Raw genomic sequence first — 26,224 nt, forward strand, 5'->3', positions numbered from 1 at the left:
CTGGTTAGCGGTTGTTCGGCACAGTCAGGTCTGAACCGATGTACTTGACGCTCAGCCGCCGCAGGGTCCCGTCCGCGCGCATGGCATTGAGGGCCTTTTCGACCGCGGCCTTGAGCTGGGGCTGGTTCTTCCCAAGGGTGATGTAGGGGTTGTCCTGCTGCAGCACGGGGCCCGCCGCGCGCAGGGCCTGCCCGTTTTTGATGGCCACGTTGCCGACCGAGCGCGTGGTGATCATCCCCGAGGCGCGGTTGGCCCCCAGCGCCAGGAAAATCTCCTGCTCGCCGCTGAACGTCACGATCTTGGGATACTTGCGTTCACGCAGGAACTTCTCGAAGACCGTTCCGAGCGCCACCGCCACGGGTTGCCCGCCGAGGCCCTCCAGCGAGTTGGCCTTCGACCCCTTGGGCACAAACAGCTGGAAACCGTCGTAGTAGTAGGGTTTGGAGAGGAAATCCACCGCGCGGGCGCGTTCGGGCGTCTTGCTCTGCGAGGCGACGGCCAGATCGAAGTTGCCCGCCTGCACGCCCGCGACGATGGACGAGAAATCGGCCTTGATCAGGTGGGCTTTGACGCCGAGCCGCCGCGCGATTTCGCGGGCGACGTCCGCGTCAAACCCAGTCAGGTCACCGCCGGGCGTGGGCTGCGAGAAGGGAGGGTACTCGCCGCTCATCACAACGCGCAGTTCTCCACGCTTTTTCACGTCGGCGAGTTCAGCGTGCGTGACGCTCACCAGGAGCAGGGCAAGGGTGCTGAGGACGATACGGAACCGAAGGGGATGGTGCTCGTGCATGATGGCCTCTCGTGGCGGCGCGCCGCTGGCCGTGGTGGTCAGGGTGCCGCTTGTGAATGGCCGGAACGTAGCACGCCCCACTTCACATCTGCCCTGAACGTTTCCAGAAATTCTGGCTTCGCTTACACTGCCGGCCTGTTCAGCCCCCGCGGCGCCCCAAGTCCTTAACGCTGCTCAATGGGCCCGGGCTGTATCCCGCGCCGCGCCTCTTCTATCTTGTGGCCAGTGATGCCGCGTTTACAGACAAGGACCTGCCGCCCATGACGGGACATGGAGACATCGCCGCTGGGGATCGGCCCTCCTCCCCGAACGTGCCCATGCGTGTTCTGGAGCGTGGCGTCTACCGGGGGCCGCACATCTACTCGCTGCGGCCCATGGTGCGCTTCGTGCTGGACCTCGGCACCCTGGAGGCCTGGCCCACCGACCGCCTGCCCGGCTTCACGGACGCTCTGCTCACCCTCGTGCCCACCCTGGAGGGGCACGGCTGCTCGTACCAGCAGCCGGGCGGGTTCGTGCGCCGGATGCGGGAAGGCACCTGGCTGGGGCACGTGACGGAACACGTCGCTCTGGCGCTGCAGTCCCTCGTGGGCGAGGACACCACGCGGGGCAAGACCCGGAGTGTCAGGGGCCGCGCGGGCGTCTACACCGTGATGTACATGTACCGCGACGAGGACGCCGCCTTCCTCGCGGGGCTGCTTGCGCTCCGGCTGGTGGATTCGCTGCTGCCGCCGGAGCTGCGGGGCGTGCAGGGCCTGAATGTCTTGTACGCCGACCCGGGCGAGCCTGCCCTGACCGCCGAGCCGTTCGACCTGCAGGCCGGTCTGGCCGCCCTCGATCGGCTCGCCCGGCGGACGTCCCTGGGGCCGACCACGGGGGCCATCGTGGCGGCGGCGCGGCGGCGCGGCATCCCCGTCACCCGGCTGGACGACCACAGCTTCGTTCAGTTCGGGTACGGGCGCAACGCCCGCAGGGTACGCGCCAGCGTCACTGGGCTGACGCCCCACGTCGCGGTCACGGCGGCCGGGGACAAGGACCTGACCAAACGCCTGCTCGCGGACGTTGGCGTTCCCGTACCGCGCGGCGTGGTCGTGCAGGACGAGGAGGCGGCCATCCGTGAGGTGGCCCGCCTGCGTGGCCCCGCCGTGATCAAGCCGCTTCACGGCAACCACGGTCGGGGCGTGGGCCTGAATGTGCGGACGCCCGGCGACGTGCGGTCTGCCTTCGTGCAGGCGGCGCAGTACGGGCGGCAGGTCGTGGTCGAGGAGTTCTTACCGGGCAAGGACCACCGCGTCCTCGTCGTGGGGGGAAGGGTCGTTGCGGTGGCCGAGCGCGTCCCCGCGCAGGTGACGGGCGACGGCCTGCGCACCGTCCGCACACTGGTCGAGGAGGTCAACGCCGACCCCCGCCGCGGTGGGGGGCACAGCCGGGTCCTCACCCGCATCCGTCTTGACGCGCACGCCCTGTCGGTGCTGGAGCGGGCGGGACTCGGCGTGGACAGCGTGCCGGGGGCGGGACAGCGGGTCGCCTTGCGTCAAGGCGCCCACCTTTCCACCGGCGCCACCGCCATTGACCGCACGGATGAGATTCACCCCGAGAACGCGTCTATTGCGCGTACGGCAGCGCTGGCGCTGGGACTGGATGTGGCGGGCATCGACCTCATCGCCCCCGATATCACGAGGAGTGTGCGCGAGACCGGCGGCGGGGTCATTGAGGTGGATGCCGCGCCCGGTTTCCGAATCCATCTCCAGCCGTCGAAAGGTCAGCCGCGCGACGTCGGCGGGGCCGTCATGGACCTGCTTTACCCACCGGGCAGCCGCAGCCGCGTGCCCATCCTCGCCGTCACGGGCACGAACGGCAAGAGCACCACCGCCCGCATGGTCGCGCACGTCCTCACGCACGCCGGGCACACGGTCGGGTTTACCAACACCAGCGGCGTGTACGTCGGCAACGAGCGCATTCACGTGGGTGACGCGACCGGACCGAAAAGTGCGCGCATGGTGCTGTCCCACCCCGCCGTCACGGCCGCCGTGCTCGAAACGGCGCGGGGCGGCCTGTTGCGTGAGGGCCTGGGATTTGACAGTGCGGACGTTGGGGCCGTCCTCAACGTCCGTGAGGACCACCTCGGTCTGCGCGGCGTGGACACGCTGCGGGACCTGGCGCGGGTCAAGTCACTCGTGGTCCGCGTGGTCTCCAGGCGTGGCCTCAGCGTCCTCAACGCGGACGACCCCCTGACCGCCGGTATGCGCCGGGTCGCCCGGGGCCGCCTCGCCCTGTTTTCCGCACGTGGCCTGGAGGGCAACCCCCCGGTGCAGGAGCACATCGCCGCGGGCGAGCTCGCCGTGGTGTGTGAGCCGGGGGAAAACGGAGACATCATTGTGGTCTACGAGGGGGGCGGCCGCTCCGTACTGATGCCCACCGCTGACATTCCCGCCACACTGGGGGGCCTGGCGCACTTCAATGTCGAGAATGCCCTGGCTGCGACAGCCATGTGCCTGGGCCAGCGGGTCCCCCTGGAGACCATTCGGGAGGGACTGGGGACGTTTACGTCGTCGTTCGAGCAGAGCCCAGGGCGGCTCAATGTGCACGACGCGCACGGCTTTCGGGTAATTCTCGACTACGCGCACAACCCGGACGCCCTGGCCGCCCAGCGGGAACTGCTGCGCCGCATGCGGCGTCCGGGGAGCCGCCTGATCGGGATGGTGAGCGTTCCCGGAGACCGCCGGGACCAGGACATCCGGCACGTGGGGGCAAGCGCCGCGGCGACCTTCGATGAGATCGTGTTCCGCGAGGGGCCGGACGGGCGTGGCCGTCCCCGGGGCGACGCGATGCGCCTGATGGCTGAGGGCGCCGTGGCCGCAGGCTTCAGCCCCGAGCACCTTCACTTCGTCCTCGAGGAACGTGACGCCGTAGACGCCACGCTGCGGCTGGCCCGCCCCGGCGATATTGCCGTCATCATGCCCACGGCTGTGGAGGCGGTGTGGCAACAGATCGTGCGGTACAGGCCGGACGCGACTGCCGCAGACACCACAGGGGAGGACGCCCGGGTGGACGAGGACACAGCGTGAGCGCCGTGAGGAGAAGGGGTGGTGGAGGGGCCGGGTGGGCAGCCCCGCCCCCAGCCGGAGGGACGCCAGGGGCTCCGCAAACATCGCCACACGCCGGGTGTTGGACGGCGCCGCTGCAGCGGTGGGGGTAGACGGCCATAATTCCGTTGATCCGGTGGGGCCGTGACCCCCCTGCTGCGGTTTCATAAGGAAACCGGGCCAGGCCGTGCAACGCGGCGCAGCAGAGGGGACGGAACGGCTGGTTTGGAAGCCGGATCAGCCCATGTCGCAGTAGTCGATCTCCTCCAGCGCCTCCTGAAAGCCCTGCGGCGCGAAGTCGTACGTACCTGCCACCGTCTGCGCGTTCAGCGCGGCCTTGCTCACGGCAATGAGGCGCACTGCCACGCGCGTTCCCCCGTACAGGGCGCTGTACATCTTCGCGGCCACCGCGTCGTCGAGGCGCAGCGCGCCCGTCTGCACCGGATCGTAGCCGATGGGCTGCACCGCAGAGCGCAGCACCGCGCTGCCCACCTGCACTTCAGCGCGGTACAGCGCGCCGATCCGTTTGCGCAATGTAAAGGCGTTCTCCTGCGGCAATGCCGGAACGGGCGTCGTCACGTACATCATCATCTCGCCGTCCGGCAGGCACTTCATCACCAGGGTGGACGCGCCCCCGTCCGAGCGGAGCATCAGCGCACTCTGGTTTTGCCCGGTGTGCGGATCGCGGTTGACCCAGTACGACGTGCCGGTGCCGGAGATACGCGACGAACCCGGTTGTGCCAGGGCGGCCCCCAGGGCGAGAGTGGCGATCACGCAGGCGGAGATCAAGCGGAGCATCCCGCCGAGTTTAACCGCCGTTTCGCCCTGTTGGGGACGGACAAGGCGAACCGCACACCTCTCTGCGGAAGCGTGTTGTGCAGTTGGGCCAAGACGGCCACGCGCCGCTGGTTCGTGTGGCTGACCACGGGGCAACGGTGTGGCCAGGCCGCACCGCTGCCCCGCCTCCGCCCCCTTGTTCCGCTGCCGCTGCTCGCGTCTACCGCCGGAACCTGCCTCCTGGTGGTCCTGACCCTGGGCGGCACCCGGGACAATGCAAGGCTCGGCAGCGGCCGCTCAAGGATCACCGGAAAGCGAATTCACCCGCATGCTCTGCGCCGATACACTGGAGCCCGATGTCTGCCCTTCGCCCCCTCGCGCTGGCCGCACTGCTGCTGGGCGGTTTTGCATGGAGTGGTCCGGGACCCAGCGCGGCAGACGCCGACGGTGACGGCTACCCCGACGTCCTGGAACTCGTTGGAACGGACCGGGCGGCCTTTGCAGACTGGTTTGCCAGCGTCGCGGAGAGCCAGTACTACGGCATATCGGCGGATTGGAAGCGGGAGGATCAGGACTGCGCTGGGCTGGTGCGGTACGCCTTTGTCAACGCGTTGGCGAGGCACGACTCGGCGTGGTGGGCCAAGTTCAAGTTTTTGCCGCGTCCCCGCTTCGCCGAGGTGCGCGGGCTGACGTACCCGGCCCCCCTGGTGTCTCGCTCGGTCTTCCGGGTGGGCCCAGGACCTTACCGGATGGACGATGTGGAGACGGGCCGGCTGGTCGGGCGGACCTCCGCCCGTTTTCTGGCAAACCGCTCGGCGGCCCTCATCTCCCGCGATCCCGCGCAGGCGCAGCGCGGTGACCTGCTGTTTTTCCTGCGGCCCGGGCTGGGGGCCTACCACAGCATGGTCTATCTGGGCGGCGGGCGGGTGGTGTACCACACCGGCGCCCTGCCGGAGGAGGGCGGAGAAGTCCGCCTGGTTACCCTCGCCACCCTGATGCGTCATCCCGATGCCGCCTTTCATCCCACACCGCGCAATCCGAATTTCCTGGGCGTGTACCGCTGGCAGATTCTGCGGTAATTCACTTTTCAGGGATGTACGCTGAAGGCATGCGATTCCTGGCCCGCAGCGCCCTGCTGACTGCTCTGCTCACCGTGGGTTTTGCGCCCGCCCAGACCGGCGTCAGCCTGTACGGGGGCGTATTTCAGCCGGACCAGAAAGTTCGCGTTGGGGTGGAGGCCCCAGCCCACACCGCGCTGCGCCTGGAACGCGTCGCCGATCCCCTGACAGTGTTCCGCGCGGCCCCCGATCCGCACCAGCCGGGCCTGCCGCCAGGCACCCGGACCACGCTGGTCCGTACCCTTCGCACAGGCCAGGGAAGCTCGAACGACCTCGACCTCGGCCGGCTCTCGCCGGGGCTCTACGTGCTGCGGGCGGGAAAGGTGGGCAGCTTTGTCCTCGTGAGCGGCCTCGGGCTGGTGGTCAAGCGTGACGCGGGCACCGCGCTGGTGTACGCCGCTGACCGTGAGAGCGGGGCCACCCGGCGGGCGCGGGTGTGGCGGCTGGGCAGGGGCGGGGTGAGCTCCGTGCAGGCGGACGCCAACGGAATGGCGAAGTTCAGCGCAGCGGCGGGTGAGGGCGAGTTCTTCCTCGCGCGCGTTGGCAACGCCTGGGCGATCTCGGGCGCGAACTGGAACAGCTACGCCACGCCCGCCGTGAAGGGCTTCGTGTATACGGACCGCCCGGTGTACCGCCCCGGGCAGCACGTGGACTTCAAGGGCGCCCTACGCCGAGGGCACGACCTGCGGCCCCTGGCGGGCAAGAGCGTACGGGTCACGGTCTTCTCGCCTTTCGACGAGAGCCTGTTTCAGAAGACGCTGACCACCAATGCCTACGGTTCCTTCAGCGCGGGACTGGACCTGCCCGAGGGCGCCCGGCTAGGCGAGTACCGCTTTGAAGTGCGGACCCTGGGAGCCAGCCAGGGCGACAGCGGGCCCGACGTGGGCGGCACCTTCGCCGTGGAGGCGTACCAGAAACCCGAGTACGCCGTGACCGTCACGCCGTCCGTGCCCAGCGCTGTGCAGGGCGACAAGGTGAGCGTCCACCTCAGCGCCCGCTACCTGTTCGGCGGCGGTGTCGGCGGCGCGCGCGTGACCTATAACGTGACCCGCGCGCCGTACTACGCGCCCGGCTTCGAGGATGAGGATGAGACCGCTTCTGGCGACGAAGGCCCCGATTACGGCTCGGACCTCGTGGTGCGGGACGAGACGCGGCTGAACGCGAAGGGTGAACTGGACCTCACGCTGCCGCTGGAGCGCGACGAGGCGGGGCGCCCGCAAAGCTACCGCGTTGAGGCGGAAGTGACGGATGAGGCGGGCCACCCGGTGAGCGGTTTCGGACGCGTCACCGCCTTTCCTGCCAGCGTGAATGTGGAGGCGCGCACCGACGGGTACGTGTACGGCGCGGGCAAACCCGTCCGGGTCACGCTGGACACCCGCGACCTGAAGGGCCAGGGACAGGCGGCCCCTGTGACGCTGGACCTCGTGCGCCAGGACTGGGTGAAGGTGAAGGGCGAGTACACCCTGCGCGAGACGCGGGTGGCCCGCAAGACGGTGCGGACGGGCGCCAGTGGCCTGGGCACCGCCACCCTTACCGCCGCGCATGGAGGCGGCTACCTCGTGCGCGCCACCGTGCGCGACGGGCGGTCGCGGACCTCCACCGACGAGGACTTCGCGTGGGTCCTGAAGCCTGGCGAGGACTGGGGCTGGAACTACCGCGACATGACGGTGCGGCCCGACAAGCGTTCCTACGCGCCGGGCGACGCGGCCACCGTCCTGATCGGCAACCCGCATCCCGGCGCGCCCGTGCTCGTGACGCTGGAGGGCGACCGCCTGCGCCGCTCGGCAGTTTTGCGGGGAAAGGGGGCGGCGCTGACCTACACCTTCCGCGTCACGCCCGATATGGGCAGGGACGTGTTTGTGGGGGCAGCGGCGCTGGGAGACGGCAACTTCTACGCCAATGTGGCCCGGGTCCGGGTGCCCGTGAAGAACGCCGAGCTCAGCGTGAAGGTCACCCCCGCCAAAGCGCAATACCGCCCCGGCGATACCGGGCAACTCACCGTGCAGGTGCGCGACACTTCGGGCAAGGGCGTTCCGGCGGAAGTCAGCCTGGGCGTGGTGGACCAGGCCATCTACCTGGTGCAGGCCGACACCAGCCCACCGCTGCTGAAGGTCTTTCAGGCCCCGCGCGACAATGCCGTGGGCACCCAGGCCAGCACCGACTTCTACTTCGAGACTGGCCGCCTCGCCGCCCCCGCCCCGGCCATGAGCGAGGCCGCCTTCGCGCAGGCCAAGGACCGCGCCGCCGCCCAGACGGACGCACCCCGGCAGAATTTCCGCGACACGGTCTTGTGGGTGCCCCACCTCGTGACCGGACCGGACGGCCGGGCCACCCTCAGCGTGCGCTTTCCCGACAACCTCACGACCTGGGTGGCGACGGCCCGCGCGCAGACGGTCTCCCCGCGCTTTGGGCAGGCCACGGCCACCACGATGACGACGAAGGACGTCATCGCCCGCCTGAGCGTGCCGCCGTTCCTCGTGCGGGGCGACACGGCCACCCTCACGGGCGTGGTGAACAACACGTTGGGACAGGCGGTCAGCGGCACGGTGAGCGCGCAGGTCTCCGGCCTCACGCCGCTGGGAGCAGCGGTGTTCGGAGCGGCGGGCGTGGCCGTCGAGGTGGGGGCCGGCAACCGGGCGCAGCAGGACCTCCCCGTGCGGGCGGACCGCGTGGGCAACGCCAGCCTGACCTTCGGTGTGCGGACCGGAGGTGCGCAAGACAGCCTCAAGCTCCCCTTGCCCATCAAGGCGCGGGGCTACGACACCACCGTGACTGCCGTGGGGGGCGCGGGCCAGCCCGTGACCCTGAAGGTGCCCGCCGAGGCCAACCTGGGGGCGGCGCGGTTGCGGGTATTTGTCACGCCTTCCTTGCTCGGCAGCGTGGCGCCAGCGCTGGAATACCTCATCGGCTACCCCTATGGCTGCACCGAGCAGACCATGAGCCGCTTCCTGCCCGCCCTCCTCGCCCGGCAGGCACTGGGTCCCGGGGTGCTGCCCGCCGAGACGCGCGCCGAGTTGCCGCGCATCACCGAACTGGGCCTCGCACGGCTGTACAACTTCCAGCACGAGGACGGCGGCTGGGGTTTCTGGCAGTACGACGGCTCCACGTTGGAGATGACCGCTTACGTGACCGAAGGCCTGATGCGCGCCAAGGCCCTCGGCGTGCGGGTGGACAATGAGGCGCTGGACCGCGCCCTGGGCTACCTCGCCGCCACCGTGAAGGGCACAGCTGAGCCCCAGGGCTCCCGCGCCGCCGCCTTCCGCACGCTGGCCGACGCCGGACGGGCGAACGTGGCGGACCTCAGCGCCTTTGCCCGCCGCACCGAACTCGGCCCCTACGCGCTGGCGAACGCGGCCCTGGCCCTCAGCCGCGCCGGACAGAAGCAGGCCGCGCAGGACGTGCTGGACCGCCTCAAGGCCAAACGAACGGGCAGCGGGGGCGCAGGCTTCGTCCACTGGACGGCCCCCAGGCGGAACGCCTGGCGGTGGTACTGGGAGGACAACGACATCCAGACCACAGCGGCGGCCCTGGAAGCCCTCGCGCGGCTGGAGCCGAAGAGCCCACTCATTCCCAGCGTGAGCCAGTGGCTGCTGCGAAGCCGCCAGGGCCCGCGCTGGGTGAGCACCCAGGACACGGCGCAGGTCATCATCGCGGCGCTGGCGCTCAAGCCGCAGGGGAATGCCGCTGAGAAGGCGCAGACGGACATCCGGCTGGGCGGCCAGAGCGTCGGCCAGGTGATGGGCGCAGGCGCCCTCACGCTGCAAGGCCCGCAACTCTCAGCGCTGGCGCGCGGAGCGAACACGCTGGAGGTTCTTGGCGCGGCGGGCACGTCCTTTTCCGCCGAACTCAACGTCGCCCGTGAGGTGCGGAGACTCTCGGGCGAGAGCGGACGCGGCTTTGCCCTGACCCGCACCTACGAGAAGCTCGAGCCCGTTTGGAACGACAAGCAGAAGCGCTACACCTTCAGGCGGGCGCCGCTGCTGCGGGGTGGGAAGCTCCAACCCGTGACGGTGGGCGAGCTCGTCCTGGTCACGCTGACGGTGACGCCGAAGGAGGGGGAGGCGCGTTACCTGCTGGTGAGCGATCCCGTCCCTGCCGGAATGCGGGCGCTGGACGACCGCTCGCTGCTCAATCCCCAGGTGGACGAGGAGGACGGAGACGGGTGGAACTACTGGTACGCGGGGCGCGACCTGCTCGACGACCGGGTGGACCTCTACGCCGATTACCTGAACGGCCCGCAGCGCCTTACCTACGCCCTTCGTGCCCAAGTGCCGGGCACCTTCACGGCCCTGCCCACCCACGCCTTCTTGATGTATGACCCCGAGGTGGAAGGCTACGGCCCCGCCGCCAGCCTGACCGTGCGGGCGCGGGGGCAGTGAGGCCGGGGTGGGTGAGGCCTGGCCTGGCGCTGCTCGCCCTGCTGCCGGGGGCAGCAGGGGCGGCCCACCTGACGGTCCAGATAACAGACCCGGGTGACCGCGCCCACCTCAGGTCTGTCCAGGCGGCGTGGCGCAGCGCCGAGCGCGACTTGCGCGCCCTGGGCCTCCACGTGCCCGACGTGACGCTGGTATCGGTTTCCAGCGCTGCCGAATTTGCGCGGCAGACGGGCGAGCCGTGGTTCGTGGCGGCCACGACGCGGGGCCACACCATTCGGACCCAGCGCCTCGGCGCCCTCGCCGCGCGCGGAACGCTGCCCCTCACCGTTCGGCACGAAGCCTTTCATACGGCGCAGCCAGCCAGCCTTCCGCGCTGGCTGGCGGAGGGCCTGGCGCGCCTCTTCAGCGGTGAGGCGGCGCTGGACCCCGGGGGAGCGACGGGCCTGGAAGTCCTGACGGACGAACGACTGGGGCAGCGTCTGGCGGCTCGGCAGGCCGGGGACCTCCTCCCCGCCTACCGCGAGGCCACCCGGCGGGCACGGGAGCGGGTCCGGGCGCAGGGCTGGGCGCGCGCGCTGGGGGTGAAGTAGAGGTTTCCCAGCATTGACGCCCTGCGCGGTTCTCGGCGTCGTGTACGGCTCTCCTTCATCCCCTGCCCAGGCCCAAACCTGCCTCTTCAGCGTGACGAGCGGTTCGGGCTGCACCTGCACCACAGCCGTACGCAGCGCCGAGCGGGGGAGAGCGCTCGGCGCTGCGTACCGTTTCCGGACCCTCCCCTCTGCTGCGCAGCTTTGCAAGTCCGCGCCGTTCTGGTGCTTCCACGCTCCTGTGTCACCGTTTTTCCTGCTCGTTCCGCCCGGATAAATCCGTTACCTCATCACGGATTCACCCGAATCCTTATCCGGGCGAAAGAATGCTGCTCCGCCGCTCCGGCCCTGCGTGTGCTGGCTGTTGTCCGGCGGTGAGGAAGGGGAGCCCTGGCGCATTTGTCAAAAGGGGGATTTCTTTTTGACCGAGCCCAGCGAGCGAACTTGAATGAACATAGGGGAGAATCGAGCCGTGAGGGATGCCCTTCCACCCGCGGCGTCATTCGAACAAATGCCCTCACTGCCCCGCTCTTTAGCGCGGGGATCTGTTACGACGTCGTCCACTGAAGAATGCCCGTCGGCCAGCTCGTCATGGCGACCTCCCGGGCCTCTTGGGGCCCACCGTGCAGCCACGTCTTCAGGTCTTTCGTCATGAGGAGGGCCGGCATCCGGTCATGCATCCCTTCGGGGCCCTGCACTGGATTGCGCGTCACTACGGTGACGGTTTCCAGCGGACCATCACCGCTCTGCGTGCGTTCCCAGAGGCCCGCCGCGAGCAGGGGCCGTCCGTCCGGACGCGTCAGGCGGCGCCACCGTTTACGCTCGCCCTTCCTGACGGTGTGCGCGCCATCCGGCTCGTAGAACGCGGACAGGGGCACGATGCAGCGGCGGCCGTCCATAAAGGCAGCGCGGTACGTCGGCTTGCTCTCCAGCGTCTCGACTCTGGCGTTGGTGGTCGTGACCCGCTTGTAGTCCGAGGGCGTCTTCCCCGCAGGAACCAGACCCCAGCGCAGGAGGGGCGCGCTGTACCCCCCCTCCGCTGGGCGAATGGTCAGCAGGGGGTCCGCCGGGTTGATGCGGTCACGCGGCTCCGGCCAGGTGAAGATGTCGCCGAACAGTTGGGTGAGGTCGCGCCGCGCTTGCGGGCTGAAGCGGTCCTCGGCTCGGTTACACATTCTCGTCTCTTTTTATTCTGTTCACAACGTAATTATACAAGGAATGACGCATTGGACATGAATTCGTCGCTCCAGATTCGCACCACTCCACATCACCCCATAGGTGGAATACTCAATTTGCATTCGGCCGAAGTCCAATCACGCACTATGGTGGGAGCAGAACCCTCTGAAAGGAAGTGACACGATGCAACTCCACGAACGCCTGCGCGAACTCCGTACCGAACGCGGCCTGCGCCTCAAAGACATCTGCGAGGACGCCAGCCTGAGCGTGCCCTACCTCAGCGACCTCGAACGCGGCCGCACCAACCCCAGTCTCGACACCCTCAAATCCCTCGCCACCGCGTACAAAATCAGTGTTCACGACCTCCTCGAAGGTGTGGAATTCTACGGCGCAGGCACCGCGGGCGCCCTTCCAGCCGGCCTCGCGGACCTGGTGGCAGACCCCGCGCTCGGCGCGCAGATCACGCCCGAGTGGGTCCAGACGCTCTCCCGCATCGAATTGCGCGGCAAGCGGCCAAAGAGCAAACAGGACTGGTTTGAGATCTACCTGCACCTCAAGCGGATCCTGGGATAGTCCGGCCGCAGGGCTCCCGCTTGCTTTTCGCCGTGGTCATCGGTCAAACTGCTCGGCATGACGAAAAAGTCAACGAAGGCGCCCGCGAAGAAGACCGCCGCGAAAGCTGCTCCCAAAGCGGAGCCCGCTCCCAAGGCGGAAGCTGCACCGGCCAAGAGCACCAAGGTCGCCAAGACGCAACTCGTCGAGCAGGTTGCCCAGAAGACCGGGCTGACCAAGAAGCAGGCCGACCAGGCCGTCAACGCCTTTATGGAGATTGTCGTGCAGGGCGTGCAAAAGGGCCAGAGCATCGGGCTCCCCGGCCTCGGCACCTTCAGCGTGAAGGCCACGGCGGCCCGCACTGGCGTGCGTCCCGGCACGAGTGACCGCATCCAGATTCCCGCCGGCAAGAAAGTCTCCTTCAAAGTCGCCTCCACCCTCAAGGGCACCCTCGGCGACGCGGAGTAAGCCTTCTCCAAATTCATTCCTCAGCGCCCGTCCAGGGCGCTTTGCTCTTGCCACTGCTCCAGCGATAATCGCCCTGCGCGGGCGAGGGGAATGCACTCCGGGAGGATTCACCGGCCCCGTCCTGCCGGGTATCCGCGGTGCTGGCCTTGTTATCGCAGCGTTCCCGGCGTCCGCGTTGGATCCACCGCTCTCCGGCCGCGTTCTCCCCGTTCCTCGACGGCGGGAGCACGTTGACGTCACGCCATCCAAATTTCCAGTTTTTCCGGTGGAGAATCAGACCGAGTTCGCCCTCCGGAAGCAAGAACACGGCAAAGCGCGGGAACAGCGCTTGGGGCCGCGAGAATGGCGTATCTCCGTTGAAGACGCTGGTACCGCGTTTCTCCACTTCCAGTCAGGAGAACGTGATTCTTCAGCGCGTGCACGACGGGGCCGGTCGCGCCAGGATCAGCGCGACCAGCCCCGGGCGCAGACCACCAGGCGTTCCCCAGAGGACCGTGAGGACGCTTTCACCGCAGATACACCCGGCTGGGGCCGGCTTTTTCACTTCCTCCGGCGTGTTGAGGGGGAGGCAGGCGTTGACCTTTTTTACCCCTGACCTTTGCCTTCCGTGAAGCGGTGATTCTCCCCCTGGCCTCCAGACCCCAGGTTCGAGATTGGTGTTACTTAGTACCGTAAGCAACAGTTAAACTGCAGGCATGCTTGCGCTCGTCCCCACCAGCCGCTGGAGCCACCCCGACACCCGCAGAAGGGAAGTCCTCCGCGCCAGCCAGGACCAGGACGTGACCGCGCTGTGCGACCTCGTCACCCACCACGTGCGCCTCAAGGGCCAGTCCGGAACCGACACGAGCCTGCGGACCCTGCGCAACTACCACCTCGCCATCCGCGACTTCCTGAGCTGGTGCTGGTCCAGCACCCAGACCGTGGGCCTCAACCAGCTCACCGCCGAGCACATCGAGCAGTACCTCGCGGCCCTGCGCACCCGTCCGCGAAAACCCAGAACCCAGGCGGGCAGGGCCACCACGGAGCGGCTTTCCGCAGACAGTGCCCGGACGTACCTCTACGGCGTGCGTGCCCTGACCCGCGCGCTGATGTGGGCCGGGGTGCTGGACACGGATCCAACCCGGGAGGTGCGTGCGCCGCGTTCCCGCACGGCGGCCCATGAACGCAAACATGCCCTACCGACGGACGTCCTCAATGCGCTGCTCGCTTTACCGGCGCAGCGGCACAAGGGCCCGGAGCGTCAGGCGCGGGACGAGGTGATGTTGGTGCTCGGAGCGCGGCTGGGCCTGCGGCTGGACGAGATGGTGCGGCTCGACGTGCAGGACGTGAACCTGCAGCTGCGGCGGGTACGGGTGCGGCACGGAAAAGGACGCAAGCAGCGTTCGGTGGACGTGCCGCCAAAAGCCCTGGAGGTGCTGGGGCGATGGCTGCAGCTCCGGGAAGCGCTCTCGCTGCGGGGAAAGGTGCGGGATGAGGCGCTGCTGATCTCGTTCGCGCCCGGGGCGTGGGGGCGGCGGCTGACGAACCGGGGTTTATACGACGTGGTGACGGGATATGGACGCGAACTCGGGCTCGATGAGACGGTGCGGGGGGTGCACGCCCTGCGGCGTACGGCAGGAACGCGGCTCTACCGGGCGACGCGGGACCTGCACGTGGTGGCGGACGTGCTGGGGCACTCGAGCGTGACGACGAGCGCGGTGTACGCGAAGATGGATGATGCGGGGCGGCGCCGGGCGCTGCAGGCAGCCGAAGACGTAGAGTGAGAAAACAGTGAGGCGACAGAATCGACGAGAAGGCCCCTCCGGAACGTTTTGAGGGGTTAAGGCCGTAGATGCTGGCGCAGGCCCGCCACGAACCTCGTTGGCTTCCACCGTCTCCCACCGTCGCCGTTCGGCCCCCAGGTAAACTGCGGGAACGCCGGCGGAAGTGGTCCGGCCTGAACGCTGGTTGGAGACCTGGTCGTGCGGCATCGGTCGCCGCGGCGTGATGATGTATCGACAGGGACGAAGGGATATTCCGGCAACGCGTCGCTGATACTCGGCGGGCATGGTGGTTCGTTGGGAATTCAGCCGAGGTGATGTTGGAAGGCGGCCGGCTCGAGTTCAGGTGTGTCGACTTTTTCCAGACTTCGCCATAACCATCGATGGACCAACGATCCTTTTCCCCTCAAGGCCATTCCACGGCACGCCCTGTAGGGGCGGGATACCATTCACCGGGATGTGTCCGTGTTGGGCAGCGCTGCGGGAAGCGTTGCTCGTTACACCCACCCGCGCCACCAAGCCCGGTGATCTGTTTGACGTCTCAAGGTCGGAACTGGAATTCTGGCTGGCTCGGGGCCCCTTCGACCAGGCGCAACAGTATCTGGGGCATCATGGCGAATACCGCGCTGTTGCTGCGCGACGCGGTGGAATCCTTGACGCACCAACTGACCCTCGCCGCCGCACGCGAGGACGCCGTCTGCGTCATTCTGCAAAGCGTCAAACGCTTCTATGGGCGTCACTTCCCCCCGCAAAACTTCCGGCAAACCCCTCGACGAGCGCACCAGGAGCAGATTCACGGGGAATAAGCGTGACGGGCAGACGCAGGTAATCCGGTGTGTTTGTGGGCTGCTCAATGTGCTGTAACAGCAGCCTAAACGCCTCTCGCGTCATGTTTTCGTAGGGGACGTGGACGGTGGTGAGACTTGGGGCGGTGTACAACGCGAACTCGAAGTCATCATAACCGGTGACGGACACGTCTTCTGGAACACGGATGCCAAGTGCTCGGGCGGCAGCGAGACATCCGGCTGCCATACGGTCATTCGCGCACAGCACAGCATCTGGTCGGTCGGGCGCCTCCCACATGAGGTGCAGGGCACGTTGCCCCGACTCGAATGTCCAGTCGCCCGGAACCAACCGCGAGCGCACCCCCAGCGCCTGTGTGGCCTGCAAAAAGCCCTCACAGCGGTCTTCAGTCGTGGTGCTCTCGTCACTCGCGATAACGAGAGCCAGGTCACGCCGACCACTCTGAACAAGGAAGTGCACGAGCTCCCGCATACCACTCGCATGATCCGCCGTGACTTGCGGGAAGCCAACTTGCGGACCGCTGTGATCGAACAGGACTACGGGCAATTCGAGCGCTCTGATTTTCAAGGCTGTGTTTGGGTGAAGGCGTGTGATAGCGAGAATGGCCCCATCGAAGCGCTGCTGGCGGTACTGCTCACGGATCTTACGGAAGGTTTCCTCATCTTGCTGCTGAAGAAAACCAGTGAGGACGGAGTAGCCTTGTTCATTTGCCTCGTGGGCAACCGCCGCCTGAACGAGGTTACGGTAGGGATCTGCAATCTCATGGGGGGTAGCGTCCACGAAGATCAGCGCGACCGTCTTGGTCCGTGCGCCGCGCAACGCTTTCGCTGCGAAATTCGGGTGGTAGTCGAGTTCCTGAATCACCTGCAGGACACGGTCACGGGTTACAGGCCGCACCAAAGGGCTATTGTTAAGGACGTTTGAGACGGTCTGATACGATACACCGGCCTTAAGAGCCACTTGTTTGAGCGTAACGCGAGCCATAAGAGTCCTCAATCGATCACAAAAAACTGGTGAATGCGACAGGCTGCGCTTCCAGCGTCTGCGTTCGCTAAAGGTGACCTTCGGAGATCCGGTGTGCCGATCATCAGTGCTCCACTTGTCCATTTTCGAGCATGTGGCAACGTGCGGACTTCTTTTTGACCGGGCCCGGCGAGCAGACCAGAATGCGCATGGGGGAGAATGGCGCCGTGAGGGGCGCCCTTTCGCTCACGGCGCCATTCGGACAACTGCGCTAAAGGAGATGCCACGAGGTCCCAGCGAGTGTCAGGGCCTCCGAACTGCCAGAGGACGTGATTGCGTGAATGGCGTCGGCGCTTACCTGCACTTCTTCGGGATTCCAGTTCTCGATCAAGGTGCGGCCCGCGCGGCGGGAGCTGCGCACGCCTTCTGGCAGGAGGACGGGGGTAAGGTCAACTTCAGCGGCGAGGGTCTGTAGGATTTCCCCAATGAGGCCTGGAGCGTGAGCGCCAATCGTTACGGCATTCCCGTTCCGGACAGCGGCGACTTGCCCGCGCAGGGGTCCAGAGCCGTAGGTCGTGAGGGCCGTAGCATTTCCGAGCAGTTCGTACCCTTCTGTCCACTCCGCCGCTTGATGGTCACCCACGCGGACAGTCAAACCGGGACGCAAGCTTTCGAAGTTCAAGCAACGAACCCCAAAGAAGTCCTTGTGATGTCCGAACTGGCCATTTTTGTAGGCACATCCGGATTCCGTACGGAATCCGGTACGTGGCCCGAAGACGAACAACCGCTCTTCGGCGTCCGCCTGGAGTTTCTGCAGGCGGCGTTCTGGAATGAGCGTGAGGGCCGGCGCGACAACGAGGACATACTGGGCGAGATCATCGTCGGGGTGCAGGACGTCCACATCAAGGCCGAGGGAGCGCAGAGCAGTGTAGTAGGCAAGGGTCTGGGCCCAGTAGGTGGGCCCCCCGTTTGTCTGCTCGTCCAGGATCCAGAGGCTCTCGTAGTCGTGGAGGAGCGCCACCCGGGCGGACACGTTTCCGGTGGGAAACTGGGTGGCGTCGAGGCGCTGAACCTCGGCGTGGCCCCGGTCGGGCGTTTCGTCGTGGCGCAGAAGGCCGGAGTGCATGACTTCCTGGGCCATGGTGGCGGCGCGCCAGCGGAAGTAGCTCACCACGTCCGCTCCGTGGGCCCAGGCTTGAGCGGTCCACAGTTGCACGGCTCCGTCAGCAGGCAGCGGATTGTGCGGCGCCCAGTTCACCTGCCCGCACTGCTGCTCCATCACCCAGAAACCATTCGGACTGCTTCGTCCTTCACGACCCAGCCTGTCTTGCGCTTTGACCAGGCACCGGTACAGGTCGTGGTTGAAACTCACGAGATCAGGGTGTCCCGACCGGGCGTAGCGGAGCTTGACCTCCTCTGCAGTTCCCGGCGGAGCGAAAAATTCGAGCATGCCGGTCGGGTAGTTGTCCCAGGTGGCGAAGTCCAGGCCACGCGCGACCTCGTAGTGGTCGAAGCCCGACTCGAAGATCATGAAGTTGTGGGTGACGAACCGCCCTGGAGACAGTTCGCGCAGGACGGCCACCTGCTGGGCCTGAAAGTCGCGGATCTGGGCGGAAGCGAAGCGGGCGTAGTCCAGGACGTGGCTGGGGTTGGGTGCGGTCACCGTGAGATTGGGCGGCCTGATCTGCGCCCAGCCGCTGTACTCCATGCTCCAGAACACATTGCCCCAGGCTGCATTCAGGGCGTCCAGCGTGCCGTACCTCGCCGCCAGCCAGTCAGGAAAGGCCGCCGCGCTCGCGCCGCCGTACGAGCGGCCCGTGTTGTGGCACCCGAACTCGTTGTCGGTCTGCCAGCCCACGACGGCTGGGTGCTGACCGTAGCGTTCGGCAATGGCCCAGGTGATACGCCGGGAATGCTCGCGGTATACCGGTGAGGCGAAATCGTAGTGCCGCCGCGAGCCGAATTCACGCACGCGGCCCTGGGTGTCGTGGGCGAGGATCTCCGGGTGAGCGCGGATCAGCCAGGCGGGCGGCGTGGCGGTGGGGGTACACAGCACCACGCGCATCCCTTCAGCGTGATACGCCTCCACTGCGCGGTCCAGCCAGGCCCAGTCGTACTCGCCGGGGCGCGGCTCCATGCGGCTCCAGGCGAATTCTGCCATCCGCACGAAGGTGAGGCCCAGTTCGCGCTGCTGCCGGGCATAGCTGCGCCAGCGGTCCTCAGGGACGTGTTCAGGATAGTCACAGACGGCGAGAAACAGGTGGTCCGTTTGGGTCATGGTGAAACCTCGGCGAGGAGAGCAACGTGCAGGACAGTGGAGCGGTCCGAACGGCCGCCCGGCGAACACCTTGAGCTGAGGAGCGCGAGCCTGGAGCATTTGTCCAAATTGCGCCGGGGGTGGAAGGGCGCCATTCTCCCCAATGCGCATTCAAGTTCGCCCGCGCTGCTCGGTCAAAAAGAAGTCCGCACCTTGACATACGCGCTAACCCTTGACGGCCCCGGAGGACAGCCCGCCCTGCCAGTAGCGTCCCAGGGTCAGGAAAGCGATCAGCAACGGCAGAATACTGATAAATGCCCCCAGCACGATCACGGTGTACAGCGGCTCCTGCCCGCTGGAGCTGCTCGTTTGGTTCCAGACGCTCAGGCCCAGCGTGAGGGGAAACAGGTCGCTGCGGTTGACCACCACGAGCGGCAGGAAAAAGTTGTTCCACGCCGCCACGAAGGCGAACAGGCCGACGGTGACCAGGCCGCCGCGCACGAGCGGCAGGCCCAGGCGCCAGAAGGTGGTCCACTCGCCCGCGCCGTCAATGCGCGCGGCCTCGCGCACGTCTCTGGGAAAACCCGAGTCCCAGAAGAGCCGCATCAGGTACAGGCCGAACGGATTGGCGAGGGCGGGCAAAATCACGGCCCAGTAGGTGTTCAGCAGGCCGAGCTTCTGCATCATCAGGAAGAGCGGCAGCACGAGCGCTGTGCCCGGAACCATAATGGTCGCCAGAATCAGGGCGAACAGCGCGTTCTTGGCGGTGAACTCGTAAATGCTGAAGGCGTACCCGGCCATCGCGCTGACCACCATGCTGCCCAGTGCGGTGGCGGTGGCGTACAATACGCTGTTGATCAGCCAGCGCGTAAACACGCCGTCCTCGCGCGTCACGAGGGTATGCCAGTTCTCAGCGAGGTGGGACGCGGAACCGAACCACAGCCCGAAGGTGGAAAACAGCTGCCCGTTGTCTTTGAACATGGTGACGAACACCCACCACAGCGGGAGCAGCGAGTAGAGGGCGAAGAGGCCCAGGGCCATGAGTTGCAGCGGCGTGAAGTGCGTGCGCCGGACCATCAGACCTCACCTCCCCGGCGGGTAAATCGCAGGAAAATCATGCTCAGCATGAACGTGAAGAGTGCCAGCAGGATCGCCAGCGTGGCCGCGTAGCTGAAGTTGCCGTCACGGCTGGCGACGAGGTAGAGGTACGTGTTCGGCGTGATGTTGTCGGGCACGTAGCCCAGGGGCCTCAGCACGAACGGCTCGGCGAAGATCTGCATGGTGCCGATGATGGAGAAGATCAGCGTCAGGAGCAGGCTCGGGCGTAGCAGGGGCAGCTTGATGTTGCGCGTGATGTCCCAGCTCGACGCACCGTCGATGCGCGCGGCCTCGTACAGCTCCAACGGAATGTTTTGCAGGGCGGCATACAGGGTGATCAGGTTGTAGCCGGTCCAGGTCCAGGTGACGATGTTGGCGATGCTCCACAGCACCACGCCCGAGGACAGGAAGTCGGTCTGCCCACCGGTGATCTGGTTAAAAGGCGAGAGATTTTTGGAGTAGAGGTAGCCCCACAGCAGGCCCGCCACGACGCTTGGAATCGTGTAGGGCAGGTAGAAGGCCGTGCGGAACAGGCCCTGTAACCTTCCCCGCACGCCGTCCATCAAGAGTGCGAGGCCCAGGGCAATCAGCAGCATGAGTGGCACCTGCACCAGGCCAAACTTGAGGATGTTCCACAGGCTGAGCAGGAACTCACTGTCCTGGACGGCGCGGACGTAGTTGGCCAGTCCGCCGAAGACATCCCGCGCTGGACCGAAACCCACGCGCTTTTTGATAAAGACGCTGAGGTATCCGGCGTACAGCACCGGAGCGATATAGAAGGCGGCGAACAGCAGCAAAAAAGGCGAGAGGAACAGCCACGGCATCAGCCGCGTTCGCAGGCGGAACAGAAAGCGGCTCGTAGACGAGGACCGGTCAGCGTCCGGGGGGTTGGCGGCGTAGTGGCTCATGGGCATCGACCTCACGGCTCCAGGGGAGAGCACAGGCAGGAGGGGAGCCGGACGCGCGCGTTCCGGCCTCCCCCTCCCCTATGACAGCTGGCGCGGGCGCGCTCAGCGAACGGTGTAGCCCTGCTTCCTGGCTTCCGCCAAGCTCTCGCGCTGCCAGGCGTCCAGCGCCTGATCGGGCGACACGCGGCCCTTGAGCATCAGGTCCATCTGCTTGTTGAAGTTGTCGTTCACAAAGGGAAACCAGGGAGCCCATTGGAAGTCGATGTTCACGCCACGACTGGCGCGGGCGTACACAGCGCTGATGTCCTCGCCACCGAAGAACTTGCTGGGGTTTTTGGTCTTGTCCTTCAGAACGGCGTAGTCCAGGCCCGCGTCGCTGGCTGGAAACAGGCCGCCGTTGATCCAGTTGCTGGAGACGGCGTTTTGCGACAGGTTCAGCCAGAGCGCGAACAGGGTGGCCGCCTCCTTGTTCTTGCTCTGGGTGGTCACGACGCTGGAACTGCCGCCCCAGTTGCCCGAACGGACCTTGCCAGCGGCGAACTGCGGCAGGTCAGCCACGCGCCACTGTCCGGCGCTCTTGTCCTTAAGGCTGCCTGCGTACCCACCCGGACCCCAGGCCGCTTCCATGTTGGTTATGACCTTGCCCGCGCCCGCCGCGTTCCAGTAGTCGGCGGTAAAGGCCTGGAGGGTGCTCACGTGGCCCTTCTTGATCATGCGGTACCAGGTGTTGAGCACCTTCTTGGCGCTGGCGTTATTGAGGTTCTGCACCCAGCCGTCGCCCTCACGGCGGAAGAACTGTCCGCCGTCGGCCCAAGCCAGGGCCATGAACCACGGCGCGAAGGTGGAGTAGAAGTTGCCGAGCTTCACCGTCCCCTTGCTCTTGTTGTAGACGGTGGCGGCGGCCCGCTCGTACTCGGCCCATGTCTTGGGCACACCCAGCCCGTACTTCTTCATCAGGTCGGCGCGGTAGACCATCGCGAAGGGGCCAGTGTCCTGCGGAATGGCGTACACGGCCTTACCGTCGGGGCTGACCTGGCCCCAAGTCCAGGGCACGAAGTACTTCTTGTAGTTGTTCGCACCGTACTTGCTCAGGTCTTCCAGGCCGCCGAGGTCCACGAAGGCGGGCAGAAAGCCGTACTCGATCTGGGCCACGTCGGGCGCGCCGCTGCCTGCCTGCAGGGCGGTACGCAGCTTGGTATAGGTCTGGGGACCGCCACCGAGATTGGTGACCTTGACGTTGATGTTCGGATACGCCTTCTCGAAGGCCTGCACGGTCTTGTCGAGGCCGGGCACCCACGACCAGACTTCCAGGGTGACGTCGCCCGAGGGGGCCTTGGGAAACGTGGGGTCGGCGGCGAGCGCACCGGAAGTGAGCATCAAGGCGGACAGGGCGAGCAGTGCTTTTTTCATGTGTTCCTCCTCAACAGGGGTGATCAGGCGATAGACGAACGGATACAGCGACCGTGGGAGGTGGAAATCCGGCTGTATAGCGCTGGGAATCACGACCCCTGGATTTCACCTGGGGCAGACGTGCGGGGTGGAAAGTGGGTACCTCATGCTGATCTGCCATCAGGTGCGCGGCTTGATTCAGGGAGCAGTTGCGTGCGCTGAGTGAGGTGCAATTGATCAGCGACTGGGGTGCAGAGGCCAGTTCACGCGGCAATAGAGCGTCATACCAGGCTGTTCTCCTCCGCATACAGCAGGGCCGATGATGTGTCTCAGCCTGCGGTTTGAACGTTCATATTTTGATGACCCATTGTTAGCTCACCGAGGTTGATTTGTAAAGCGTCGCAGCAATCGGGTTGCGGCATAGATTGCCTGGCAGATGGTCCACGGCGCGTTCTGGACGCGATTTTTCCGCAGCCGGGTCGTGGCCGTACCGTGAGAATCGGAATGTCCAGGAAGACGATGGCCAGGGCCTTCGGTCGCCCGTCTCCCCCGTTGGGCCTCCCTGGCTTGACATTCCGGCCTAATTCAGTAAGGTGGTTTTGAAGGTTCAAAAAGGCAGCATCCGAGGACGTCAAAGGTCCTCGGCCAGGCCCTGATGGCAAAGGAAACTCTGGAGTATCTGTCTGAATGACGCCGTGAGTGGAAGGGCAGCCCTCACGGCGCCCCATTCTTCCCAATGCACATTCAAGTTCGCTCCCTGGGCTCGGTCGAAAAGAAGCCCTCACTTTGACACATGCTCTAAGCTCCCGCGGCCCTCACCCTGAAAGCGCTGAACCTGCTCGCCACACCCGACTTGGCGCGGTGAAGTGGAGCCAAGCAGGCAGGCGCCCACACTTGCGACGCGGATTTGTTCCATCATTCCAGGAGAACATATGACCCCACCCAAAATAGCCATGGTTGGAGCGGGCAGCACTGTGTTCGCCAAGAACCTTCTTGGAGACATCCTGAGCTTTCGCGAACTCGCCGACGCTGATATACGTCTGTTCGACATCAATCAAGAACGGCTTGACGTCACCGAGCAGGTCGCCGGGCGTGTGGCGCAGGCGGTAGGAGCACGTCCCACGGTCAGCGCAACGACCGACCGTGAGCGGGCGCTCGACGGTGCGGATTTCGTGATCAACATGATTCAAGTCGGTGGGTACAAGCCTGCCACCGTCACGGACTTCGAAGTTCCCAAGAAATATGGTTTGCGTCACACGATCGCGGACACGCTGGGCGTCGGAGGCATTATGCGGGCGCTGAGGACTGCGCCTGTGCTGCTTGGCATGAGCCGCGATATGGAACGCCTCTGCCCAGACACGCTGCACCTGAACTACGTCAACCCAATGGCCATGAACGTGTGGGCGTTAAGCCGGCAAACGCCCATTAAGACGGTCGGCTTGTGCCACTCCGTGCAGCACACCGCCTCGGAACTTGCGCAGGACCTTGGCATTCCGCTGGAGGAGATCGATTACCTGTGCGCGGGCATCAACCACATGGCCTTTTACCTGAAGTTCGAACATCAGGGTGAGGACCTCTATCCCCGGTTGATGGCCCTTGCCGAGTCGGGCCAGGTGCCAGCCTGGAACCGCGTGCGGTATGAAATGCTGCGCCGCTTGGGCTTTTTTGTGACGGAATCGAGCGAGCACTTCAGTGAGTACGTGCCCTACTTCATCAAGCGGGGACGTGAGGATCTCATCGAGCGATTCAACGTTCCTCTGGACGAATACCCTCGCCGCTGCGAAGCGCAGATCAGCGGCTGGGAGGCCCTGCGCACGCAACTGCAAGACAGGGAGGCACCGTTGGAAGTGGCCCGCAGCCCGGAGTATGGCTCGCTGATCATTCATTCGGTGGTCACGGGGCAACCGCGGGTGGTGTACGGCAACGTCATGAACGGCGGCGGGCTGATCAGTAACCTTCCGCACGACTGTTGCGTGGAAGTGCCGTGCCTCGTGGACCGCCAGGGAATCCAGCCCACCCACATCGGGCATCTTCCTCCTCAACTCGCCGCTTTGATGCAGACGAACGTCAACGTGCAGGCCCTAACGGTGGAGGCACTCTGGACCGGAAGGCGCGAGCACATCTACCACGCGGCGATGCTCGATCCGCACACAGCGGCCGAATTGGACCTTGATCAGATCTGGGCCCTTGTCGACGAGCTTCTCTCACAGCATGGGGACTACTTGCCCGAAGGGCTCCGGGTCAAGCTGGCGGCAGATTGAGACATCTGCGCAGCGCTGGCCTTACCGGACCGCCGCGCAGGAGACCCTCGGGGAGCAGGTGAAGTACCTGACGGAAATCAAGTCGGTGCCCGAACGCCGTGGCCATACCGTTGTCACGCCGAACCTGCCGGGCAAGGGGACCCTCGACACCCACCGTGGCGCGGTTCTTGTGGGCCCCATCTCCCGGGGTATGGAGATTTCCGCCGTTACGGAAGCTGTGCCAGAGCGCATCGCACCTTCGGGCAGCACCGAGGGCGCGATTGACCCACGTGATAGTTGAATTTGGACACCCTCCCTTGCGGCCCGCACAATACCCCGGTGGGGGTTTCCCTTGTACACCACCCGTGAAATCGTGCAGCAGTTCCTGAATGAAGTGCGTTCTGGTCAGGCGCCTGACCGGGTCCATGACCTGATGGCCCCCCGCGTCCTGGCGCATCAGGTGGTGTCCGAAGCGCCCAACACCGTCGAGCGCAGCCCCGCCAACTATGCTGAGCATATTCGTGCCTTCCTCTCGGTCTGCGGAGCGTTCAGGTTTGAGGTGACCGAACTGGTCGTGAAGGAGGACCGGGCGTATGCGCGTTGGAGGCAGGTGGGACAGCATGAGGGGGAGGTGGACGGCTTTGCCGCGACGGGCAAACCGGTGGTGGAAGTGGCGAGCGCGGTGTACCGGGTGGAGGACGGACGAATTGTGGAGTACTGGATTCAGGTGGACCGGGAGGGTATGCGGCGACAGCTCGAGTCGAACATGGCGTCTCCTGTCGGGATACAGATGCTATCCAGGATTTGATCTCCGCTCCCTCCACCCCGGCGTCCTGAACAGTTCGTCCCCAGGAGTCCTGCCACAGCCGCGCCCTACCATGACCGTAGGCAAGGGTTTACAGGCCCTGACGTGCCCAGGCCGCTTCGAGGGCGGCTTCCACTTCTGGACCTTTGCCAAGGTGATAGGAACGCTCATCGCCGCGCATTCGTATCCGCACCAGGTCTTGTTTCACCAGTTGGTCAAGCACGCGCTGCAATCTCTCTGGAGCAGCTGAAACTCCGGCCCTGCTTAACTGGGCTTCTATATCGCAGGCCCGTTGCTCGGTAAGGGAAAGGAACAGAAGAACCTGGCTTGCGGGAAAGCGTGTCATTCGGCTTTGTTTCTGGGCGTTCACACTGACGACCTCCTTATTGACGGGCGGGAGCGACCCTTTGGTCTGAAGACCTGAACGTCCAGGGCGTTCAGGTCTTCGGACACCCGGTGGCGTTCAGGAACGCCTACTCCGAATAGGTCATTTTCAGTAGAGGGCTCAAACAGTCGGCCAGTAGCTGATCACCCGGTCGAACAGCCCGGGGTGCAGGTCACCTGAGGCGTCCTCCAGGTCCGGGCCGATGTGTTCCTGAACGTCCCTCTCCATCGAGACGCCCAGCAGCGCGCAGAGATAGGCGGTCACGCCCCGGGGCCGCTCGGGACCCACAATGAAGAGGAATTTCGCTGGCAGCTGTGACCCGGCCTTCCTTAACGGCCCCCTGTGTGCCTGCACATCCTCCCGGACCATGGGTGCCGCCGCAGAGGGTACGTTGCCAGGTACCCTGAGGAGCAGCCAGGAACTGGCCGAAGCGGTCGGGGGCATTCCGCTCTGGCATACGGGCCGGGGCAAAGACGCGCCCGCATGCCTTGAACTGGGAGAGGGGGGCAGGAGGGTGTTGACCTCAGGCTGCCCCGCCAGAGGAACCAGAGCGGCCGGACCCAAACGGCCCAGGCCGAGTGCCCACACGGCCCCGCTCTCCCAGCGGACCACCCACTTTCCGGTCATTCGGAGGAGGCCGACGAAAGTTCAGCAGGACGGCGGAGGCTATCCATTCCATTCCTGAAAG

The 26,224-nt window shown here is 65.9% G+C and carries 20 protein-coding genes; 10 read left to right on the forward strand and 10 right to left on the reverse strand.

The genetic code is table 11. The features are described 5' to 3' along the window. Positions 1-4: 4 nt before the first annotated feature. Positions 5-871, reverse strand: a complete 867-nt coding sequence (locus tag B9A95_RS08585; RefSeq protein WP_084046509.1) for a transporter substrate-binding domain-containing protein — start codon at positions 869-871, stop codon at positions 5-7. 179 nt (positions 872-1,050) lie between these two features. Between B9A95_RS08585 and cphA the strand changes: the two genes are divergently transcribed. Then, positions 1,051-3,855, forward strand: a complete 2,805-nt coding sequence (gene cphA, locus B9A95_RS08590; RefSeq protein ID WP_245808198.1) for a cyanophycin synthetase — start codon at positions 1,051-1,053, stop codon at positions 3,853-3,855. Positions 3,856-4,110: 255 nt separating this feature from the next. Here the strand turns inward: cphA and B9A95_RS08595 are convergent, their stop codons facing one another. After that, positions 4,111-4,671, reverse strand: coding sequence for a hypothetical protein (locus B9A95_RS08595; RefSeq protein WP_084046511.1), 561 nt, complete (start codon positions 4,669-4,671; stop codon positions 4,111-4,113). A gap of 335 nt (positions 4,672-5,006) precedes the next feature. Between B9A95_RS08595 and B9A95_RS08600 the strand changes: the two genes are divergently transcribed. The 3 genes from B9A95_RS08600 to B9A95_RS33460 are packed head-to-tail and all read left to right on the forward strand — an operon-like array spanning position 5,007 to position 10,734. Beyond that, complete coding sequence (locus B9A95_RS08600; protein ID WP_084046512.1) at positions 5,007-5,729, forward strand: DUF1175 family protein; 723 nt, start codon at positions 5,007-5,009, stop codon at positions 5,727-5,729. A gap of 29 nt (positions 5,730-5,758) precedes the next feature. Further along, the gene (locus B9A95_RS08605) at positions 5,759-10,147 is read left to right on the forward strand and encodes an alpha-2-macroglobulin family protein (protein ID WP_170928529.1); all 4,389 of its coding nucleotides are present in this window, start codon (positions 5,759-5,761) and stop codon (positions 10,145-10,147) included. A gap of 11 nt (positions 10,148-10,158) precedes the next feature. Further along, positions 10,159-10,734 (forward strand): hypothetical protein, encoded by a 576-nt coding sequence (locus tag B9A95_RS33460; protein ID WP_170928530.1) that lies wholly within the window; start codon positions 10,159-10,161, stop codon positions 10,732-10,734. Between the two features lie 545 nt (positions 10,735-11,279). Here the strand turns inward: B9A95_RS33460 and B9A95_RS08610 are convergent. Beyond that, positions 11,280-11,906, reverse strand: a complete 627-nt coding sequence (locus tag B9A95_RS08610) for an SOS response-associated peptidase (RefSeq protein ID WP_084046516.1) — start codon at positions 11,904-11,906, stop codon at positions 11,280-11,282. 184 nt (positions 11,907-12,090) lie between these two features. Between B9A95_RS08610 and B9A95_RS08615 the strand changes: the two genes are divergently transcribed. From B9A95_RS08615 to B9A95_RS08630, 3 genes are all read left to right on the forward strand, one after another. Next, positions 12,091-12,480: a helix-turn-helix domain-containing protein gene (locus B9A95_RS08615; protein WP_084046517.1), complete on the forward strand. Its 390-nt coding sequence runs from the start codon at positions 12,091-12,093 to the stop codon at positions 12,478-12,480. A gap of 57 nt (positions 12,481-12,537) precedes the next feature. Further along, the gene (locus tag B9A95_RS08620) at positions 12,538-12,927 is read left to right on the forward strand and encodes an HU family DNA-binding protein (protein WP_084046519.1); all 390 of its coding nucleotides are present in this window, start codon (positions 12,538-12,540) and stop codon (positions 12,925-12,927) included. 695 nt (positions 12,928-13,622) lie between these two features. Further along, positions 13,623-14,690: a tyrosine-type recombinase/integrase gene (locus B9A95_RS08630; RefSeq protein ID WP_084046521.1), complete on the forward strand. Its 1,068-nt coding sequence runs from the start codon at positions 13,623-13,625 to the stop codon at positions 14,688-14,690. Positions 14,691-15,404: 714 nt separating this feature from the next. On the opposite strand, the gene B9A95_RS08635 is transcribed toward B9A95_RS08630, so the two are convergent. The 5 genes from B9A95_RS08635 to B9A95_RS08655 form a co-directional block, all read right to left on the reverse strand. Next, positions 15,405-16,598 carry a substrate-binding domain-containing protein gene (locus B9A95_RS08635; RefSeq protein ID WP_084046522.1) on the reverse strand — a complete coding sequence of 398 codons (1,194 nt, stop codon included), beginning with the start codon at positions 16,596-16,598 and terminating at the stop codon, positions 15,405-15,407. A gap of 127 nt (positions 16,599-16,725) precedes the next feature. Beyond that, positions 16,726-18,732, reverse strand: a complete 2,007-nt coding sequence (locus B9A95_RS08640; RefSeq protein ID WP_084046524.1) for a beta-galactosidase — start codon at positions 18,730-18,732, stop codon at positions 16,726-16,728. A gap of 204 nt (positions 18,733-18,936) precedes the next feature. Further along, a complete protein-coding gene (locus B9A95_RS08645) occupies positions 18,937-19,788 on the reverse strand; it encodes a carbohydrate ABC transporter permease (protein WP_084046526.1) in 852 nt (283 codons plus the stop codon). Further along, a complete protein-coding gene (locus tag B9A95_RS08650) occupies positions 19,788-20,723 on the reverse strand; it encodes a carbohydrate ABC transporter permease (RefSeq protein WP_245808208.1) in 936 nt (311 codons plus the stop codon). Before B9A95_RS08650 ends, B9A95_RS08645 begins: the two co-directional genes overlap by 1 nt. A gap of 96 nt (positions 20,724-20,819) precedes the next feature. Beyond that, a complete protein-coding gene (locus B9A95_RS08655; RefSeq protein WP_084046527.1) occupies positions 20,820-22,127 on the reverse strand; it encodes an extracellular solute-binding protein in 1,308 nt (435 codons plus the stop codon). Between the two features lie 911 nt (positions 22,128-23,038). Between B9A95_RS08655 and melA the strand changes: the two genes are divergently transcribed. Genes melA through B9A95_RS08670 form a run of 3 tightly spaced genes read left to right on the forward strand, consistent with a single transcriptional unit; the run spans position 23,039 to position 25,154 of the window. Continuing rightward, complete coding sequence (melA, locus tag B9A95_RS08660) at positions 23,039-24,367, forward strand: alpha-glucosidase/alpha-galactosidase (RefSeq protein WP_084046529.1); 1,329 nt, start codon at positions 23,039-23,041, stop codon at positions 24,365-24,367. A 58-nt stretch (positions 24,368-24,425) separates the two neighbouring features. Further along, positions 24,426-24,647 carry a hypothetical protein gene (locus B9A95_RS08665; protein WP_084046531.1) on the forward strand — a complete coding sequence of 74 codons (222 nt, stop codon included), beginning with the start codon at positions 24,426-24,428 and terminating at the stop codon, positions 24,645-24,647. 51 nt (positions 24,648-24,698) lie between these two features. Continuing rightward, positions 24,699-25,154, forward strand: a complete 456-nt coding sequence (locus B9A95_RS08670) for an ester cyclase (RefSeq protein ID WP_084046532.1) — start codon at positions 24,699-24,701, stop codon at positions 25,152-25,154. Between the two features lie 88 nt (positions 25,155-25,242). On the opposite strand, the gene B9A95_RS31875 is transcribed toward B9A95_RS08670, so the two are convergent. Continuing rightward, positions 25,243-25,521 carry a hypothetical protein gene (locus tag B9A95_RS31875; protein ID WP_139806602.1) on the reverse strand — a complete coding sequence of 93 codons (279 nt, stop codon included), beginning with the start codon at positions 25,519-25,521 and terminating at the stop codon, positions 25,243-25,245. Positions 25,522-25,656: 135 nt separating this feature from the next. After that, positions 25,657-26,163, reverse strand: a complete 507-nt coding sequence (locus B9A95_RS31880; protein WP_139806603.1) for a DUF2000 domain-containing protein — start codon at positions 26,161-26,163, stop codon at positions 25,657-25,659. Positions 26,164-26,224: the final 61 nt, after the last annotated feature.

Source organism: Deinococcus hopiensis KR-140, assembly GCF_900176165.1.
In the GTDB taxonomy this organism is placed as follows: Bacteria; Deinococcota; Deinococci; order Deinococcales; family Deinococcaceae; genus Deinococcus; species Deinococcus hopiensis.

Coding starts and splice junctions, on each gene's coding strand:
- B9A95_RS08605 (WP_170928529.1), top strand. CDS start 5,759: ATGCGATTCCTGGCCCGCAGCGCCCTGCTGACTGCTCTGCTCACCGTG.
- B9A95_RS08600 (WP_084046512.1), top strand. CDS start 5,007: ATGTCTGCCCTTCGCCCCCTCGCGCTGGCCGCACTGCTGCTGGGCGGT.
- B9A95_RS08620 (WP_084046519.1), top strand. CDS start 12,538: ATGACGAAAAAGTCAACGAAGGCGCCCGCGAAGAAGACCGCCGCGAAA.
- B9A95_RS08640 (WP_084046524.1), bottom strand. CDS start 18,732: ATGACCCAAACGGACCACCTGTTTCTCGCCGTCTGTGACTATCCTGAA.
- B9A95_RS08650 (WP_245808208.1), bottom strand. CDS start 20,723: ATGCCCATGAGCCACTACGCCGCCAACCCCCCGGACGCTGACCGGTCC.
- B9A95_RS08645 (WP_084046526.1), bottom strand. CDS start 19,788: ATGGTCCGGCGCACGCACTTCACGCCGCTGCAACTCATGGCCCTGGGC.
- B9A95_RS08630 (WP_084046521.1), top strand. CDS start 13,623: ATGCTTGCGCTCGTCCCCACCAGCCGCTGGAGCCACCCCGACACCCGC.
- B9A95_RS31880 (WP_139806603.1), bottom strand. CDS start 26,163: ATGACCGGAAAGTGGGTGGTCCGCTGGGAGAGCGGGGCCGTGTGGGCA.
- B9A95_RS08655 (WP_084046527.1), bottom strand. CDS start 22,127: ATGAAAAAAGCACTGCTCGCCCTGTCCGCCTTGATGCTCACTTCCGGT.
- cphA (WP_245808198.1), top strand. CDS start 1,051: ATGACGGGACATGGAGACATCGCCGCTGGGGATCGGCCCTCCTCCCCG.
- melA (WP_084046529.1), top strand. CDS start 23,039: ATGACCCCACCCAAAATAGCCATGGTTGGAGCGGGCAGCACTGTGTTC.
- B9A95_RS08610 (WP_084046516.1), bottom strand. CDS start 11,906: ATGTGTAACCGAGCCGAGGACCGCTTCAGCCCGCAAGCGCGGCGCGAC.
- B9A95_RS08595 (WP_084046511.1), bottom strand. CDS start 4,671: ATGCTCCGCTTGATCTCCGCCTGCGTGATCGCCACTCTCGCCCTGGGG.
- B9A95_RS08615 (WP_084046517.1), top strand. CDS start 12,091: ATGCAACTCCACGAACGCCTGCGCGAACTCCGTACCGAACGCGGCCTG.
- B9A95_RS08635 (WP_084046522.1), bottom strand. CDS start 16,598: ATGGACAAGTGGAGCACTGATGATCGGCACACCGGATCTCCGAAGGTC.